The following is a 16,470-nucleotide window of genomic DNA, read 5'->3' on the forward strand; positions in this document are numbered from 1 at the left end:
GTGTGGAAAGATAAGTTTGGTAAAGAAGGTCTAACTTTTGATGATGTGCTGCTGGTTCCGCGTAAATCTGAGGTACTGCCGAAGGAAGTAGATTTGACTACAGTTCTAAGTAAGAATGTGAAGTTGAACATCCCGCTTATGAGTGCAGGTATGGACACAGTCACAGAAGCGGCTATGGCCATTGCTATTGCTCGTGAGGGTGGTATCGGCATTATTCACAAGAATATGCCTGTAGAGCAGCAAGCGGAAGAAGTGGATCGTGTGAAGCGTTCCGAGAGCGGAGTTATTACTAACCCTTTCTCACTTTCAGCAGAACATCTGGTTTCTGATGCTGAACTATTGATGGGTAAATATCGCATTTCAGGAGTACCGATCGTAGACAGTGACAACAAACTGGTCGGTATTCTAACTAATAGAGATTTACGCTTTATTCATGACTATAGTATTCCAATTAAAGAAGTTATGACGCATGAGAATCTCGTGACTGCTGCTGTAGGTACGACACTTCAAGAAGCAGAAGGCATCTTACAACGTCATAAAATTGAGAAATTGCCGCTGGTGGACGAGAATAACGTTCTTAAGGGCTTGATCACGATTAAAGATATCGAGAAAGCCATTCAGTTCCCTAACGGAGCGAAAGATGCACACGGTCGCTTACTAGTTGGAGCAGCTGTCGGTATCTCTAAAGATACATTCGAACGTACTGCAGCGTTAGTTAAATCAGGTGTAGATCTGATTGTCGTTGATTCTGCACATGGTCATCATATTAATATTATTGAAGCTGTTCGCCAAATTCGTGAGTTGTATCCTGATCTTACGATTGTTGCTGGTAACGTGGCTACAGGTGAAGCAACCCGTGAACTTATTGAAGCTGGAGCTTCTGTAGTTAAAGTAGGTATTGGACCTGGATCTATCTGTACAACACGCGTTATCGCTGGTATCGGTGTTCCGCAGGTTACAGCCATTTATGATTGTGCAACGGTTGCTCGTGAGTACGGAGTTCCTATCATCGCTGACGGTGGAATCAAGTACTCCGGTGAAATCACTAAGGCTATTGCCGCTGGTGCTCATGCAGTAATGATGGGAAGTATGTTTGCGGGTACAGAAGAAAGCCCAGGAGAATCGGAGCTTTATCAAGGCCGTAAATTTAAAGTATATCGTGGTATGGGCAGTATGAGTGCCATGAAACAAGGTAGTAAGGATCGTTATTTCCAGGATGACGATAAGAAGCTTGTTCCTGAAGGAATTGAAGGCCGTATCGCTTTTAAAGGACCTCTTTCGGATACCGTTCATCAATTGATTGGCGGGCTGCGTTCGGGTATGGGCTACTGTGGTACCAAGTCGCTCGAAGAGCTCCGGAATGACACTTCGTTCATTCGTATCACAAGTGCTGGACTTCGCGAAAGCCATCCACATGATGTGCAAATCACGAAAGAAGCGCCAAACTATTCCGTGTAATGGACTAGAAAGACTATTTTTTGGACAGACAGGACTATTTCGTCCTGTCTGTCTTTTTTTGCGTGTACCCCTGTGTTAGAATAGAACAAGCTATTGATATGAGGTTTAAAGGAGAGTAGTAATCATTGAAGCACAAGCAGAAGTTTAACGGTAAGCAATTTATGATTAAGACAGTCACAGTAGGTCTACTTTTAAATATGTTAGTTTCCACTCCACTTCCGGCATTCGCTGAGGAAGGTACGACTACGACAATACAAGCTGGTACTGCAGCTCAGACCACTCAGAAAGCGGTAAAGATCCCTTCTGTGGAATCACTGGGTCTAAATTTGAAATCAGCGGTTCTAATAGAACCAACAACAGGTGAAGTTCTTCTATCAATGAATGCAGATGAGGCTTTGCCTCCAGCTAGTATGACTAAGATGATGACAGAGTATCTTGTAGCAGAAGCAGTGAAGACAGGACAGCTTTCCTGGGATCAAAAAGTCATAGTAGGTGAAAATGCGTCTAAACAAGTCGGATCACGGATTTTTCTAGCGGAAAATGACGAGCATACGGTTGAAGAGCTGTACATAGCAATGGCTGTCGGATCTGCAAATGATGCTACAGTAGCTTTGGCAGAACTAGTTTCTGGATCAGAATTGGAATTCGTAGAGCTAATGAATCAGACTGCCCAGAAGATGGGGATGAAAACTGCTTATTTTGTTAATTCTACTGGATTAGACAAAGCTGACATGCCTAAGAAGTACCGCTCAACTGATAAGAAAGAAAACGTAATGTCAGCGATGGATGCTGCTATCCTTGCCAAACATATCGTTACGGATCATCCTGATTTTAATAGATTTACTACGGTTCAGTCTTATAAGTTCCGTGAACGCGATACCGCGCCAATGATTAACTTTAACTGGATGTTGGAAGCTAATAAGAATATCCAGAATTTTAAGGCTTATGCATATGAGGGATTGGATGGCTTGAAGACAGGCCATACCGCTAGAGCTAAATATTGTTTTGCAGGTACAGCTGTACGTGATGGCATGCGTCTGATAAGTGTAGTAATGGGGGCTGATACAGAGCCACACCGTTTTACAGAGACGAAAAAAGTACTTGATTTCGGATTTAATAATTTTGAAATCAAACAAGTTGTAGCCCCTAAAACAGTAATAGCGGGGAATGAAACCGTGCCAGTTCTTAAAGGGAAAAGTAAAGAGGTGTCTGTAGTTACGGATGAAGCTGTTTCATTTATCGTCCCTAAGGGAACAACCTCCCCTGAAATTAAAACAACCGTTGAAATAAATGATCCGGCAACCTTAGTTGCTCCTATAGAACAATCTGCTAAAGTGGGTAAGGTCACTTATTCCTACCAAGTTGAAGGCATGTCGGATGTTCAGCAGAAGACAGTTAATCTGATTACTGCTGAAGAAGCGGAGAAAGCCGGTTGGTTCAGCTTATTCCTTAGAGCCATTGGAGATTTCTTCGGCGATTTATTTACAGGGATCAAGAACTTGTTCTAATGAATTTAGCGTCGAAAATTGTATTAATTCCGAGTAAGTGGATTGTATATTTCCCTTCATTGGGGTAAAATTACAAGTTAGATTACGATAGATCATTCGGGGGGCTAGGACATGGAAACTGGAACATCGCGAGTTAAAAGAGGCATGGCAGAAATGCAAAAAGGCGGCGTCATTATGGACGTCATGAATGCAGAACAAGCAAAAATTGCTGAGGCTGCGGGTGCAGTAGCAGTTATGGCTTTGGAACGCGTACCTTCTGACATTCGCGCAGCTGGCGGTGTAGCACGAATGGCCGATCCTACAATTGTAGAAGAGGTTATTAAAGTGGTAAGTATCCCTGTTATGGCTAAGGCTCGTATTGGCCATTACGTAGAAGCAAAGGTCCTGGAATCCTTGGGTGTTGACTATTTGGATGAGAGTGAAGTTCTTACTCCTGCTGATGAAGTGTTCCATATTAATAAACGTGAGTTCACTGTTCCATTCGTATGTGGAGCTAAGGATCTTGGAGAAGCCCTGAGACGTATTAATGAAGGTGCATCCATGATTCGTACGAAAGGTGAGCCAGGAACAGGCAACATTGTTGAAGCAGTGCGTCATATGCGCTTTATCAACAGCCAAATCCGCAAAGTAACCAATTTGTCCAAGGATGAGCTATATAATGAAGCTAAGAACCTGGGAGTGCCTTACGAGTTGCTGCTTGAAGTACATGAGCTTGGCAAGTTGCCGGTTGTTAACTTTGCGGCTGGCGGTGTAGCAACTCCTGCCGATGCTGCCCTGATGATGCATCTAGGTGCGGATGGTGTGTTCGTAGGCTCGGGTATTTTTAAATCGGACAACCCTGAGAAATTTGCACGCGCGATTGTTGAAGCTACTACACACTATACTGATTACAAACTGATTGCAGAAGTATCCAAGAACCTTGGTGCACCAATGAAGGGGATTGATATTGCAACTCTAACCCCGGCTGAACGTATGTCAGAGCGTGGCCGTTAATAGAGAGAAGGTTGCCCGGATGAAAATAGGAGTGCTGGCGCTTCAAGGCGCTGTTACGGAGCATATTGTTAGTATAGAGAAGACCGGTGCAGAGGGCGTACCTATCAAGCGGGTAGAGCAGCTTGATGAGGTTGATGGCCTAATTATTCCTGGTGGTGAAAGTACAACAATCGGTAAGCTGATGCGGAAATACGGCTTCATCGAAGCCATACGTGATTTCTCCAATCAGGAGAAGCCGATCTTTGGAACTTGCGCGGGAATGATTGTTCTGGCCAAAAGGATTGCCGGCGGCGAACCAGGGCATTTGGAGCTAATGGATATAACGGTAGCCCGGAATGCATTTGGTCGTCAACGGGAAAGCTTTGAATGTGATCTGGAGGTTAAAGGCATCGATGAGCCGGTCCGTGCTGTGTTTATACGTGCACCGCTTATCAACGAGGTAGGTCCGGGAGTCGATGTGCTTACAGTCTATAATGATGAGATTGTAACTGCGCGGGAGGGTAACCTGCTGGTGTCTTCTTTTCATCCAGAACTGACCGATGATTTTAGACTGCATCAATATTTTGCCGATATGGTAGAGACTACTAGGCAAGTGCAACAACAGAATCGCATATAAGAACATTCTGACTCTTTCAAAGCTGTAAGCAGCAATTTGAAAGAGTTTAGGCTGTTTTCAGGAGGGAAACTTTGTGTTAGACGTAAAAGTATTGCGCAGTGATTACGCTCGAGTTGAACAAGCCTTAGAGAAACGGGGTAAATCACTGGATTTGATTGCTGATTTTCCACAACTTGATCTACGCAGACGTGAATTACTGCAAGAAACAGAAGGTCTTAAGAACCGTCGTAATACGGTATCGGGTGACGTAGCGAAGAAGAAAAAGAATGGTGAGCCAGCAGATGACTTAATCGCAGAAATGCGTACGGTATCTGATCGAATTAAAGAGCTCGATGACGAAGTACGCGAATTGGAAGCTCAGATTGCTGATCTTACTATGAGCATTCCGAATATTCCTCATGATTCAGTTCCAGTAGGGAAGTCCGAGGACGATAACGTTGAATTGCGTCGCTGGTCAGAGCCGAAAGAGTTCGGATTTACTCCAAAATCACACTGGGAGCTTGCACAGCAGCTCGATATTATTGATTTTGAAGCTGCGGCCAAGGTTACGGGATCCCGGTTTGTTTTCTATAAAGGATTGGGAGCACGTTTAGAGCGGGCGCTAATTAACTTTATGATGGATCTTCACAGTGGTGAGCATAATTATGAAGAAATGCTGCCACCTTACATTGTAAATAAAGACAGCTTATACGGAACAGGACAACTTCCTAAGTTTGAGGAAGATCTGTTTAAGCTACGTGACACTGAATACTATTTGATTCCTACAGCGGAAGTACCTGTAACGAACTACTATCGCGAAGAGATTTTGACAGCAGCAGACCTGCCTAAGTACCATGTAGCATACAGCTCTTGTTTCCGTTCTGAGGCGGGTTCAGCGGGCCGTGATACTCGTGGTTTAATTCGTCAGCATCAGTTCAACAAAGTAGAGCTGGTGAAGCTTACTACACCTGAATCCTCTTATGAGGAGTTAGAGAAAATGACAGCAGATGCTGAACGTGTGCTGCAGCTTCTGGGACTGCCTTATCGTGTACTTGGGCTATGTACAGCTGATATGGGCTTTACTTCGGCTAAGACGTACGATTTGGAAGTATGGCTGCCTGAGAGTGGAATGTACCGTGAAATCTCTTCCTGCTCGAATACGGAGGACTTCCAAGCGCGTCGGGCAAATATTCGTTTCCGTAAAGATCCAAAGTCCAAGCCCGAATTTGTTCATACACTGAATGGATCTGCTTTGGCTGTTGGACGTACTGTTGCAGCAATCCTTGAGAATTATCAGCAAGAAGATGGAAGTGTGCTGATTCCGGAATGTCTACAACCGTATATGCGCAATGTGAAATCGATCCAACCTAAATCTATTTAATAAAAGGGTTGCTTTTTCTCTACACCATATGGTACAATTACTAATGCATGTGAAATTTATATGCATTTGGAGAGGTACCGAAGCGGTCATAACGGGGCGGTCTTGAAAACCGTTAGGGTGCAAGCCCACATGGGTTCGAATCCCATCCTCTCCGCCATTCCTTTAAGAACTTTAAGAAATAAGTAGATAGAAACCGTCTCCTCTGGGGGCGGTTTTTTTGTTGTGCTTGAACTAGTTCAATTTTAGTTATTGTTTAATGTGCCTAAGTTCAATGAGAATAAAAAGATTGATTTCTCCGCAATGTATTAGAGAAGGAGGATGATCATAATTATGGACAGACAATTGGAAGTAGATCAGCATAATCTTGTCTCGGCCTGGCAAGAACGCCTGCCTGCGTTAATGGAGGATGGGGACAGTTTTAATGTACTGGCGGATGAAGGTGACCCGAATAGTCTGCTGATTCATTTTAATGCAGCGGGACGTCAAGGTTACTCCCTTGATTTCCGATGTAAGTATGTAGATAGCAGGGAGGTTGCTGTTGATCTGCTTGATGTGGAGCAGAGTGGAATTCATATTGATGAGCATAGCGATGCAGTGCAGCTATTAGCACAGCAGTACACACGGCAAATACACGAATGTGCTCAGGCTCTTCAGAATATGACTAATCCTTAGGAGGAATGAACAATGTCAAAGCCAAAGAGTATTCCAGTTCCCGGGGCACAGCCCAACGATGGTCAACCTAGAAAGGAGCATCATTCTTCAGCACCAAAGCCACTTTCCGGATCTAAAAAGGTGAAACAGGCTAATCATGTAGACCATCATAATCCGCAGGGATAACAAATAAAAACAATAAGAATTATAAAGAAGTGTTTCTTGATTTTTACAAATAGTTTATCATTAGAGGGGGGAGATTTTTTTTACATGGGAGAGGAGAAAAATAATGAACAAAAAATGGGGTTTATCGGCCGCGGCGCTGTTGCTAACAGCAGCAGTAATTCTGCCGGGATGTGGAAGTAAACAGGAGGCGCCAAAAGAGGCCTTAAAATCAGCCGCTACAAAAGCGACCACGATGTCTTCATATGAGATGAAGAGTAAGTTCTCGATCAATGATCTAACCATCGAGACCGCTGATGCTGAATCTGCTGCAATGACAACACAGGTACTCAGCATGCTTAAGAACGCTGATATAACCGTTGATGGGGTTTATCAGGCTGATCCAATGCAGACAGAGCTAACTATGGTTCTGAATCTCAAGGGCGATATGAGCATGAGCTTCAATGTCCCTATGGTGATGACCACTGAGAAGCTGTATGTTAAGATTCCATCGATTCCGTTCTTCCCGATTCCGGAGACAATCGTTAACAAGTTTGTAGAGGTGGATCTCAAGGCGTTGGCTGAGCAAGAGGGTGCTGAATTTAATCCAAACTCTCTGGATACGCAGAAAATGCAAAAGTTCTCTAATGAAGTCATGGACACTGTATTAGCCGAATATGATGAAGGAAAATATTTTAATGAGCTTAGTCCAAAGGAAGCAAATTTGCCAGAGGGTGTTGAAGCTAAGCAAGTCGTTCAGTTCAAAGTGACGAACGATAATGTTAAAGAAGCAATCACCATCTTTGTGAATAATGCCCTGCCTAAAATCATTGATATTGTGAGCAAGGAAGAATACAAGGATATGCTGCAAATTAATGATGCGGATCTAGCTAAGGCTAAAGAAGAGATCACATCAAGTGAAACTAGAACTGAATTCGATAAGAGCTTGGCAGATCTTGATAAGTATCTTACGATTAATCAGTTCCACTACAATACAGCGATCAATAAAGACGGATTCCCTGTGTACCAAGATTTATTGATGGACATTAAAGTTAATGATCCAGAAGATGGTACGAACGTAGCCTTCTCTGTAAACGGAACAGGTCAATATGACAAGATCAATGAGAAGCCAGAGTTCAAGATTGGAATTCCTCAAGGCGATGATGTAATTACAATGGATCAACTAGAGGAGCAATTCGGTAGCTTGGGGACTTATTAATAAGAAGTTATGAGAGAAAGACCCGCATGTCGCGTATGATATACGCCCATGCGGGTCTTATTAATAGATGAATCCTGAACGAGTCAGTAAAAAGTTATTTAGGTTCAACCAGTAACACATCTTCGGCCAATATTGCGTAGGTTTGGTGATCCTGCCACTGGCCATTTATTTTGAGAAATTGGCGGGCGATGCCTTCAGGTTTAAATCCGCTCTTCTCCAGCACCTTCCGGGAAGCCTCATTATGCAATAAGATGGCTGCCTGAACCCTATGAAGACCTAAGGCTCGAAAAGCGTAGCCTAGAATCAATCCGACCGCAGCAGTCATATAGCCTTGTCCTTGCATCCTATGGTCCATCAAATAACCTAAATCCGCATACTGAGCTACACCTCTTGAGACATTAGATAGCGTGATTTGACCTATTAGTTGTCCATCAAGCAGATAGACACCGAACATATAGGCTCTGTCCTCCAGCGCATCCTCCAGACGCTGATTAATGATCCTTTGTTGACTCTCCAGCGTGTAGAATTGCTCATCGCGTTTAGGTTCAAATGGTTCGTGTGTCAACCGATTATTCAAGCGCAGCTCCAGTAACTTCTCTGCATCCTTTAGCTCTAGTGGAGAAATATAGATGTTTTGTGAGGTATGATATAAAGTAAGGGTCATTTCAGGGTTCTCCTTTTTTTAAAATATGGACGCCGATGGTGTTTATGCTTGTTTCGGTGGCTTTTGACGTAAACGGCGAAAGAATGAGGTCAGTAGATCTGCACATTCCTCTTGTAAAACCCCCTGAATGACTTCGGTACGATGATTAAACCGCGGCTCTTCAAGTAAATTCATGAGGGTTCCAGCACACCCGGCCTTAGGATCGGGAGTGCCATATACAGTGAGGGGTACCCTTGATTGCACAATCGCCCCAGCACACATCGGACAAGGCTCTAAAGTAACATAAAGCTGGCAATCCAGCAGTCGCCACGAATTCATGAATTTGCTGGCCTCACGAATGGCTACCATTTCTGCATGAGCTGTAGAATCCATTGTTGTTTCTCTTAAATTGTATCCGCGTCCGATAATTTCACCATGCCGTACGACGATCGCCCCTATAGGAACCTCTCCTAATGCTTCAGCTTTATGGGCTTCTGCTATCGCCTGCCTCATCCAATGTTCATGAACCGCCTCCATATCATCTAGCGATTCACCCGCTCTAATATTCAAGATCATCTTCCCTTTCTTTATATCCATTGTACAACGAACAAATATTCGTTCTTAACAAAATGTGCATAACTCTGTGGATAACCGCCTACTTATGCACATTTTTGTGCACATCGTTCTATAATAAAATGTTTATATGTGCATAAGATGTGGATGGTTTCTTAAAATATAAGAAATTATATATTTCTCGCTATCCTTTATTCTTATATTTCTTGCTAAATCGCTTACCGTCCTTATAAGGGCACCGAAGGCGTTTATACTTGTATATTGTAGATAAAGACCCATTGAATTTCAATATTCCTTGAATTGAATGCTTCATTGAAATGTCTTTTCAAATGTGAGGGCAAAAGGTATGATGTTTATTGTAGGCCCCGCAAGGATTTACCAGTGGATAAGAGGTGAACAAACAGTTTGTCCATAAAGACAAAACTATCTGCTATTATTTTTGGGGCGGTGTTGCTAATTTTAGCACTGAACCTGACATTTAACCTTTATGCCGCCCAAAATAATCTACGGAATGAAAGCATTAATAATATGCAACTAACTGCTATGCAAATGGCCGTTTCTGTAGAACAAAGTAACTATAGCTCTAACTATGTAGAATATCAAATTGCGCATAATTTAAGGATGGCGGCTATCTTTGCCTCCGAGGAATTGGACCCAGACTATAAGAACGTGACGAATGAAGAACTTAAAGCCCTAACTTCCAAGGTGGGCGTGTCTAATATTTCAATTCTGGTAAAGACTGATAACGATGTCGTAGTAGCAAGGTCTTCGGTACCTGGTGATATTGGGATGTCCACAAAGGATTGGGGGTACTGGTACCTGGCCTTTTTGGAGTTGTTCGATAATCAGGAGGTATCCGTGGGTCAGGGTCAGGCCTTGGACCATTTTTGGTCAGGCCCATTTGAATATTCAACCTACAATCCCGATTTCATTGAGAAGTGGGGTTATTATCGTGATGAAGAGAGCAACTACATCATCAATCCCGTTATTCTCAATACGGAGGCCAGCGATTACGTCAAAATCACTAATCCCGACCAAATTGCATCGAGAACTAAAGAAGCTAATCCAGGGATTTTAGAATTGACAGGATTTAACCCGGCAACCTTTGCTTCTGCAAGTATGAAGGCGGACGGAAGCGACACGCTGAATAAGAAGCTGGGGAACCGCCCCATTAAGTACGGCACCTATACTTATGGTAATGTGGAGCGGGATAGACAGGCGATTCTATTAGCTCAAGGGAAGCAGAAGCCGGTTACGCTCGAAATGAAAGTACATGGAAAAAGAGTGCTCAAAAGCTACATTCCTATCCAATCGCCTGGACTGAAAGCTTATGTGATTGGAGTCGTTTTGGATTACTCCGTGATTTCATCTGTCGTTCATGATCAATTAATTAATAGTCTGACAACGTCACTGTTATTGCTTACATTATTCTTGTTATGTAGTTACATACTGTCTGGATTTGTTACTCGTCCGATTCAGGCGATACTTGCCAAAGTGAACGATGTAGCTAAAGGAAAATTTGAGCCTCCTCTAAAGGTAACAAGCCGGGATGAGCTAGGACAGTTGGCTCTGCGAATCAATGCTATGACGGCTCACCTCATGCAGCGCACCAATCGACTCAAACAGACACTGGAAGAGAACCGAGCGGTTAAGGAGCATTTGGAGTCCGTCATTAACGGAACTTCTGATGCGATTCATACGATCGATATGGATGGCCGAATTACTAGTACGAACAGAGCCTTCGAAGAACTATATGGATGGAGTGCCAAAGAGGTATTAGGTAATATGCCATACCTTGTACCTGCGACAGCGCTTAAGCAGGAGGAAGAGCGGCTTAATGCGTTAAAGAATGGTGCTGTTCTACCGCCCATTGAAACCGTAAGACTTAAACGTGATGGAACAATAGTCGAAGTTAGTGTTAGTACCTCGGTAATTCGTGACGAAGACGGATATCCGCATTCCTTTATTCACGTTTCACGTGATATGACGGAACGTAACCGAATGGAGGAACTGCTTAGACGCTCTGAGAAGCTGACTACAGTAGGCCAATTAGCTGCTGGTGTAGCCCATGAGATTCGTAATCCGCTTACAACGCTAAAAGGATTTTTACAGCTTCAACAAGAGAAGCGGATTCTGGTTCCACTCCATATTGAACTGATGTTATCCGAGCTGGAGCGGATTAATTTGATCGTAAGTGAATTTTTGATTTTGGCCAAGCCTCAAGCTGTTCATTTCCAGGAAAAAGATGTACGGGACATCCTTGGTGATGTAGTTTCTCTATTAGACAGTCAAGCTCATTTGTTTGGGATTCAGTTTAGTGCCATATTCTCTGAACATCCATCTACCGTACACTGTGAAGTGAACCAGCTAAAGCAGGTGTTTATAAACATAGTCAAAAATGCAATTGAAGCTATGCCAGATGGTGGTGTGATTTCAATGGAGCTAAGAAACACCTTGGACTCTGTCTTCATTCTTATTTCAGATCAAGGTGAAGGAATTCCTAAGGATATGTTGCCTAAGCTGGGTGAACCCTTCTTTACTAATAAAGAGTCGGGAACAGGCCTTGGGCTAATGATTAGCCAACGTATTATTCAGGCTCATAAGGGTCATTTGGATATACAAAGTGAAGTAGGTCAAGGGACAACTGTTATGATCAAGCTGCCTGCAGCTGGTACGGATACCCCTTGGCTTAATATTAAGGATGAACGGAGTGAAGGACAACGTGAGAATTAATAAATTCATCAGTGAGACAGGGTACTGTTCACGCCGTGAAGCAGACAAGCTGGTAGAAGGCGGTAGAGTTACGATCAACGGAGAACCTGCTGTGCTTGGCAGTCAGGCCGTTCCGGGTGATGATGTGCGAATAGATGGTGTTGCGCTTGAAACATCAAGCCAGACGGTTTACATTGCGTTAAACAAGCCAGTGGGTATTACTTCAACTACAGAGCAGCATATTAAGGGGAATATTGTTGATTTTGTAGGTCATCATGAGCGAATCTTCCCGATTGGGCGTCTCGATAAGGATTCAGAAGGATTGATTCTGCTTACTAACGATGGGGACATCGTTAACAAGATTTTACGCTCCGAAGGTCGGCATGAAAAAGAGTATGTGGTTACTGTAGACAGACCGATTACGCCATCATTTATTACCGGCATGTCCAGCGGCGTAAAGATATTAGGTGAGAAGACGCTACCTTGTGAGGTCACTCGTATTACAGAGCGTGTATTCCGTATTATTTTGACGGAGGGCAAGAATCGTCAGATTCGCCGTATGTGCAGCGCTTTTGGCTACGAGGTTAGAAAGCTGCAACGCATTCGGATTATGAATATTCGTCTAGGGGCATTACAAACTGGAGAATGGCGTGAATTGTCTGCTGAAGAAAAGCAAGAACTTGGAGCTACACTGAACTACAAACTTCTATAGTCTAGAAGAAATAGTGATCTAATTATGAATACAATTTATCAAAAAAAGAGCTGTTCCATCGGTCTAAGACCTTGGGACAGCTCTTTATGCTTTGAACTAGGACAACCATTATTCATCGGAAGGAGCAATACCTGAGAACTCTTTGGTTTCTTGATATTTACGAATAATGGACACTTCAACCCGGCGGTTCTTACTTCGTCCAACAGCTGTAGTATTTTCAGAAATAGGGTGGTACTCCCCGTATCCAATTGCACTAAACTTGCGTGGATTCAAGTTCGTATTCGTTAGCAAGATCTTCATGAACTGAAGAGCACGATCCGCGCTCAGGTCCCAGTTGGAAGAATAGTCGCTATTAGAGATAGGGATATTATCGGTGTGTCCTTGCACAACTACATCATAATCCGGGAATTGCTGTAGCATGGTTGAGATGGACTTTGCTAATTGCCGAGAATCATCCTTAACTACAGCCTGTCCGGAAGCGAACAGCGCGTTATCACTTATCGTAATCATAAGCTGAGACTGATTGAGCTTAGTACTGAGAAGATCGGTAAGACCGTTCTTGCTGATATATTGATCAAACTGCTTTTTAAGCTTCTCTAAATCTTCTTGTTCCTTTTGCCGCAGCTTAGCCATTTCTGTTTGTTCATTTTTCTTGGCTACTGATTTATCCATTTGATCATTTTTTCCTAAATCCTCTTGACTCTTAGATGGCATTGCCGCCCGCTCTTCAAGAACACCTGTACCGCCATTAAGAGCGGAGCTGAAGGCTTGACTCATCTCTTCGAATTTTTTGGCATCCGTTGCACTCATAGAATACATTACGATGAACAAGGCTACCAGAAGGGTCATAAGATCAGAATAAGGCAGTAGCCACGATTCATCGGCGTGTTCTTCATGCTCTTCGTGTCTAGTCTTTTTGCTCACCCGATCCACTCTCCTTCTCATCATTTAACTTAGCTCGTTCCGAAGGTGTTAGGAAGACAGCAAGCTTCTGATTGATGGCAATAGTGGATACACCGGATTGTATGGACAATAGACCTTCGACCATCATCATTCGAACTTCAATTTCACGTTTGGAAAGTCGTTTTAGCTTATTGGCAATAGGATGCCATAATACGTAACCTGTAAAGATACCGAGTAGTGTTGCGATGAAGGCAGCCCCGATTGCTGCAGCCAATTTGTTCATATCACTCATATCAGCCAGAGCGGCGATAAGTCCGATAACAGCCCCGAGCACGCCAAGTGTAGGAGCATACATACCTGCTTGTGTGAAAATGAGCGCGCCTGCTTTATGTCTATCCTCTGTGGCGTGGATGTCCTCCATGAGAACATCGCGGACAAAGTCCTGATCATTCCCATCAATAATCATCCGCATGCCGTTTCTGAGGAAGTTATCTTCTATTTCATCGACTTTAGACTCAAGTGCCAGTAGACCTTCACGCCGTGTAATAGAAGCCCATTCCATGAACATAGTAATTAATTCGGATTTACTGATTAATTTCTTTTTGACAAAAATTATTTTAAACAGACTTGGAATCTTTTTGACCTCCGAGATTGGAAAGGCCATAAAGATGGAGGCCGCCGTCCCCACTAAGATAATAACGTAAGCAGCGGGTGTGGCTAAAGCGTGAAGAGGAGCGTGCTTGAGGATCATACCCCAAATTACTGCAACTAGACCAAAAATTAAACCGAGTATTGTTGAAATTTCCATTATGCACCTCGTCCATGAGATTATAAGATGTGTTCCGACAAAGCCGCGTATATCATCCTTGAAACAGCGGCAAGGCACTCTGTGCGAAACCGAATAACGTATATTCTTATTTATCGACATCATTCCGTTTTTTGTGAAGTCATTTTTTCGGCTATAATGGATAAGGTAAGTAATTATTCATCTGTGGAGAAAACGGAGTGATACATGTGGGTGTAAAGCATGGTAGAGATTACGGTGAAATCCTGACGGATTTGACCGAGGCTGTCGGCAGAATTTCCGATGGGTACTTATTTTTTGAAATGGATCCGGAAGAGTGGCAAGAATTGCCGCAGGAATCCAAGATGGAGGTATGGGAGGCGCTGGCTGAGGATCTCTTCTTCGCGCTGGGTAATGAACCTATGATTGAGGTGGGGAGCGGCGTTATCATTTATGATAAGGACACGCACCGCATTAATATTTTAGTCGGAGAAGAGGATTTAGCCTCTGTTGTTTTGATTTAAGAAGAGGGGGCGGCGGGGCGTAATTTGCCCGTAGTTAGTAGCCCGTGTTAAAATTGGTATAGCCGAGTTATAATCGCTGGGATTCTTGAATACATTTAATCGAAAATATTGCCTTTATCCTGGCACATCCCTTGGACCTCAGAAGCTAAGGGATGTTTTGTTTAACGAATAAGACAAGTAAAGGATCTACGGATTTTACTGCAATTTTTAGTAAGGGAGGAAACGAATTGTTATTTACGGAAGAAGAACTGCGTGAACAGATCAGCAAGCTGGAAGGTTGGAAGCTGGAAGAGAATACCATGGTGCGAAAATATATGTTCAGCCAGTATATGAAGGGTATTGCTTTCGTTGATGAAGTTGCCACCATTTCAGAAGCCTTTGATCACCATCCACATATTACGATTGATTATAAGACAGTGACTCTACGACTGAAATCAAATGAGCAAGATGGTATTACAGCTCTTGATATTCGAGAGGCACATGAATTTAATGAAGCCTTTGAGAAAAATCGTTAGTTTCACCCAAACTCATAAATAAACGCCCGTGCGCAGATAGTGAACTATCTTCTGGCACGGGCGTTTTTAGTTGCTTGGGTAGTTACTTTTTCTCTGAGAGCCAGAGGGCGACGTTTGCAATCTCCTCAGGGGCTAGCTTTTCTTTAAAGGAAGGCATTTGGCCGCGTCCTTTAGTGACGATACTGTAGATTTCTTCAGCATCATGCTGACCGCCTTCATTTTGAAGACTGGGTCCAACTCCACCTTGAAGCTGATCGCCATGACAGGTGATACAGCTGGCTTTCACGGTTGCTTCCGCCTTTGCCGCATCCAATTGAACTACCGGCATCGTTGGCTTATTCTGTTCAGCTACCTCTTCTTTACCTGGAAGTGTAAACATAAGTACTACCGCAAAGGCACAGGCGGCAAAAAACAAACCGCTCATGATCCATTTCTGCATCCCAGTTCGTCCCTTCTATGTAAGCTGCTTCCTACATTATAGCTCAAGGTGAAGCGTTATCATAGGGTTTGTGACAAATAAATGAACGATAATTCCATCAAATCATTGAAAAATATGGAATTTAATATTATTTGTCATAGACCATGCAATAAAATGGTTTGTTTCCTGTGGGGGTTAAGCGCTCATACGTATCGGTAATCGTAAATCCACACTTTTGATAAGTTCGGATCGCCCGCTGGTTCCAGGTCAATACCTCTAGATCTATCTCACGCTCAGGATAACGAATCAAGGCTGCTTGCACGATTGCATCCATGAATAATTTCCCTAGGCCTTGACCGCATAGATCGGGGTGCATGCCAATCCCCAAGCGAACAACACCTTCCATCGGAAACAACTGCGCGAATCCGCATAAAGCTCCTTGCCCATTTAATATGGAGACATATTGCTCATTCCGTAACTGGGGGTCGCCGAACTCGATTTCAAGAGCCTGCATTTGCTCCCAAGGCATCCAGCCGTAAATATTATAAGGGGGAGTGTAATCCCAGTTGCAAATCTCTTCCGCGTGACTGGTCTCCATAGGTGCTACATGAAAAGTAACGGAGGGATTTATCATAAGGTCAAAGACCTCCTTTCACGGGGGGGACTTTAAAATATAAGAAAGTATAAGTTTCACACAATACTATATGTATTATATACAA

At 43.3% G+C, this 16,470-nt stretch carries 18 protein-coding genes and 1 tRNA gene; 13 read left to right on the forward strand and 6 right to left on the reverse strand.

Features of this window, described 5'->3' with window-relative positions; all coding sequences use genetic code 11:
• The 9 genes from guaB (at position 1) to NSU15_RS00485 (ending at position 7,967) form a co-directional block, all read left to right on the forward strand.
• Positions 1 to 1,458, forward strand: a complete 1,458-nt coding sequence (gene guaB / locus NSU15_RS00445; RefSeq protein ID WP_042123184.1) for an IMP dehydrogenase — start codon at positions 1 to 3, stop codon at positions 1,456 to 1,458.
• Positions 1,459 to 1,619: 161 nt separating this feature from the next.
• Entirely contained in the window at positions 1,620 to 2,966 is a 1,347-nt protein-coding gene (locus tag NSU15_RS00450; protein WP_339291187.1) for a D-alanyl-D-alanine carboxypeptidase family protein, read from the forward strand.
• Between the two features lie 111 nt (positions 2,967 to 3,077).
• Positions 3,078 to 3,959: a pyridoxal 5'-phosphate synthase lyase subunit PdxS gene (pdxS, locus tag NSU15_RS00455; RefSeq protein ID WP_042123186.1), complete on the forward strand. Its 882-nt coding sequence runs from the start codon at positions 3,078 to 3,080 to the stop codon at positions 3,957 to 3,959.
• A gap of 19 nt (positions 3,960 to 3,978) precedes the next feature.
• Positions 3,979 to 4,575, forward strand: coding sequence for a pyridoxal 5'-phosphate synthase glutaminase subunit PdxT (pdxT, locus tag NSU15_RS00460; RefSeq protein ID WP_339288726.1), 597 nt, complete (start codon positions 3,979 to 3,981; stop codon positions 4,573 to 4,575).
• A gap of 73 nt (positions 4,576 to 4,648) precedes the next feature.
• Entirely contained in the window at positions 4,649 to 5,935 is a 1,287-nt protein-coding gene (gene serS / locus NSU15_RS00465; protein ID WP_076121361.1) for a serine--tRNA ligase, read from the forward strand.
• 68 nt (positions 5,936 to 6,003) lie between these two features.
• Positions 6,004 to 6,092, forward strand: a tRNA-Ser gene (locus tag NSU15_RS00470).
• 173 nt (positions 6,093 to 6,265) lie between these two features.
• A complete protein-coding gene (locus tag NSU15_RS00475) occupies positions 6,266 to 6,607 on the forward strand; it encodes a hypothetical protein (RefSeq protein ID WP_042123192.1) in 342 nt (113 codons plus the stop codon).
• 12 nt (positions 6,608 to 6,619) lie between these two features.
• On the forward strand, positions 6,620 to 6,772 hold the full coding sequence (locus NSU15_RS00480) for a small acid-soluble spore protein P (RefSeq protein ID WP_076121359.1): 153 nt from the start codon (positions 6,620 to 6,622) through the stop codon (positions 6,770 to 6,772).
• Positions 6,773 to 6,875: 103 nt separating this feature from the next.
• Positions 6,876 to 7,967 (forward strand): hypothetical protein, encoded by a 1,092-nt coding sequence (locus NSU15_RS00485; RefSeq protein ID WP_076121357.1) that lies wholly within the window; start codon positions 6,876 to 6,878, stop codon positions 7,965 to 7,967.
• Positions 7,968 to 8,061: 94 nt separating this feature from the next.
• On the opposite strand, the gene NSU15_RS00490 is transcribed toward NSU15_RS00485, so the two are convergent.
• Positions 8,062 to 8,631, reverse strand: a complete 570-nt coding sequence (locus tag NSU15_RS00490) for a GNAT family protein (protein ID WP_339288729.1) — start codon at positions 8,629 to 8,631, stop codon at positions 8,062 to 8,064.
• A gap of 42 nt (positions 8,632 to 8,673) precedes the next feature.
• Positions 8,674 to 9,186, reverse strand: a complete 513-nt coding sequence (gene tadA / locus NSU15_RS00495; protein ID WP_339288731.1) for a tRNA adenosine(34) deaminase TadA — start codon at positions 9,184 to 9,186, stop codon at positions 8,674 to 8,676.
• 402 nt (positions 9,187 to 9,588) lie between these two features.
• Here tadA and NSU15_RS00500 point away from each other — a divergent pair, with 402 nt between their 5' ends.
• Positions 9,589 to 11,916 (forward strand): ATP-binding protein, encoded by a 2,328-nt coding sequence (locus tag NSU15_RS00500; protein WP_076121351.1) that lies wholly within the window; start codon positions 9,589 to 9,591, stop codon positions 11,914 to 11,916.
• Positions 11,906 to 12,607 carry a 23S rRNA pseudouridine(2604) synthase RluF gene (rluF, locus tag NSU15_RS00505; RefSeq protein WP_339291189.1) on the forward strand — a complete coding sequence of 234 codons (702 nt, stop codon included), beginning with the start codon at positions 11,906 to 11,908 and terminating at the stop codon, positions 12,605 to 12,607. Before NSU15_RS00500 ends, rluF begins: the two co-directional genes overlap by 11 nt.
• A gap of 108 nt (positions 12,608 to 12,715) precedes the next feature.
• Here rluF and motB read toward each other — a convergent pair whose 3' ends face one another.
• Entirely contained in the window at positions 12,716 to 13,531 is an 816-nt protein-coding gene (gene motB / locus NSU15_RS00510; protein ID WP_339288734.1) for a flagellar motor protein MotB, read from the reverse strand.
• Positions 13,515 to 14,318, reverse strand: coding sequence for a flagellar motor stator protein MotA (gene motA, locus NSU15_RS00515; protein WP_042123206.1), 804 nt, complete (start codon positions 14,316 to 14,318; stop codon positions 13,515 to 13,517). Before motA ends, motB begins: the two co-directional genes overlap by 17 nt.
• Positions 14,319 to 14,524: 206 nt before the next feature.
• On the opposite strand from motA, the gene NSU15_RS00520 reads away from it, so the two are divergent.
• The gene (locus tag NSU15_RS00520) at positions 14,525 to 14,818 is read left to right on the forward strand and encodes a hypothetical protein (RefSeq protein ID WP_042131745.1); all 294 of its coding nucleotides are present in this window, start codon (positions 14,525 to 14,527) and stop codon (positions 14,816 to 14,818) included.
• A gap of 227 nt (positions 14,819 to 15,045) precedes the next feature.
• Positions 15,046 to 15,333, forward strand: a complete 288-nt coding sequence (locus NSU15_RS00525; RefSeq protein ID WP_339288737.1) for a 4a-hydroxytetrahydrobiopterin dehydratase — start codon at positions 15,046 to 15,048, stop codon at positions 15,331 to 15,333.
• 82 nt (positions 15,334 to 15,415) lie between these two features.
• On the opposite strand, the gene NSU15_RS00530 is transcribed toward NSU15_RS00525, so the two are convergent.
• Together NSU15_RS00530 and NSU15_RS00535 are read right to left on the reverse strand one after the other, a co-directional pair.
• The gene (locus tag NSU15_RS00530; RefSeq protein ID WP_042123211.1) at positions 15,416 to 15,772 is read right to left on the reverse strand and encodes a cytochrome c; all 357 of its coding nucleotides are present in this window, start codon (positions 15,770 to 15,772) and stop codon (positions 15,416 to 15,418) included.
• Positions 15,773 to 15,899: 127 nt separating this feature from the next.
• Complete coding sequence (locus NSU15_RS00535; protein WP_339288738.1) at positions 15,900 to 16,385, reverse strand: GNAT family N-acetyltransferase; 486 nt, start codon at positions 16,383 to 16,385, stop codon at positions 15,900 to 15,902.
• Positions 16,386 to 16,470: the final 85 nt, after the last annotated feature.

It is taken from the genome of Paenibacillus sp. FSL E2-0201, assembly GCF_037963325.1.
Taxonomy (GTDB): Bacteria; Bacillota; Bacilli; order Paenibacillales; family Paenibacillaceae; genus Paenibacillus_AQ.

Bases quoted from the DNA above. Each gene is read 5' to 3' on its own strand.
- NSU15_RS00450 (WP_339291187.1), top strand. From the start codon at position 1,620: ATGATTAAGACAGTCACAGTAGGTCTACTTTTAAATATGTTAGTTTCC.
- pdxS (WP_042123186.1), top strand. From the start codon at position 3,078: ATGGAAACTGGAACATCGCGAGTTAAAAGAGGCATGGCAGAAATGCAA.
- pdxT (WP_339288726.1), top strand. From the start codon at position 3,979: ATGAAAATAGGAGTGCTGGCGCTTCAAGGCGCTGTTACGGAGCATATT.
- NSU15_RS00475 (WP_042123192.1), top strand. From the start codon at position 6,266: ATGGACAGACAATTGGAAGTAGATCAGCATAATCTTGTCTCGGCCTGG.
- NSU15_RS00480 (WP_076121359.1), top strand. From the start codon at position 6,620: ATGTCAAAGCCAAAGAGTATTCCAGTTCCCGGGGCACAGCCCAACGAT.
- NSU15_RS00485 (WP_076121357.1), top strand. From the start codon at position 6,876: ATGAACAAAAAATGGGGTTTATCGGCCGCGGCGCTGTTGCTAACAGCA.
- NSU15_RS00490 (WP_339288729.1), bottom strand. From the start codon at position 8,631: ATGACCCTTACTTTATATCATACCTCACAAAACATCTATATTTCTCCA.
- tadA (WP_339288731.1), bottom strand. From the start codon at position 9,186: ATGATCTTGAATATTAGAGCGGGTGAATCGCTAGATGATATGGAGGCG.
- motA (WP_042123206.1), bottom strand. From the start codon at position 14,318: ATGGAAATTTCAACAATACTCGGTTTAATTTTTGGTCTAGTTGCAGTA.
- NSU15_RS00530 (WP_042123211.1), bottom strand. From the start codon at position 15,772: ATGCAGAAATGGATCATGAGCGGTTTGTTTTTTGCCGCCTGTGCCTTT.
- NSU15_RS00535 (WP_339288738.1), bottom strand. From the start codon at position 16,385: ATGATAAATCCCTCCGTTACTTTTCATGTAGCACCTATGGAGACCAGT.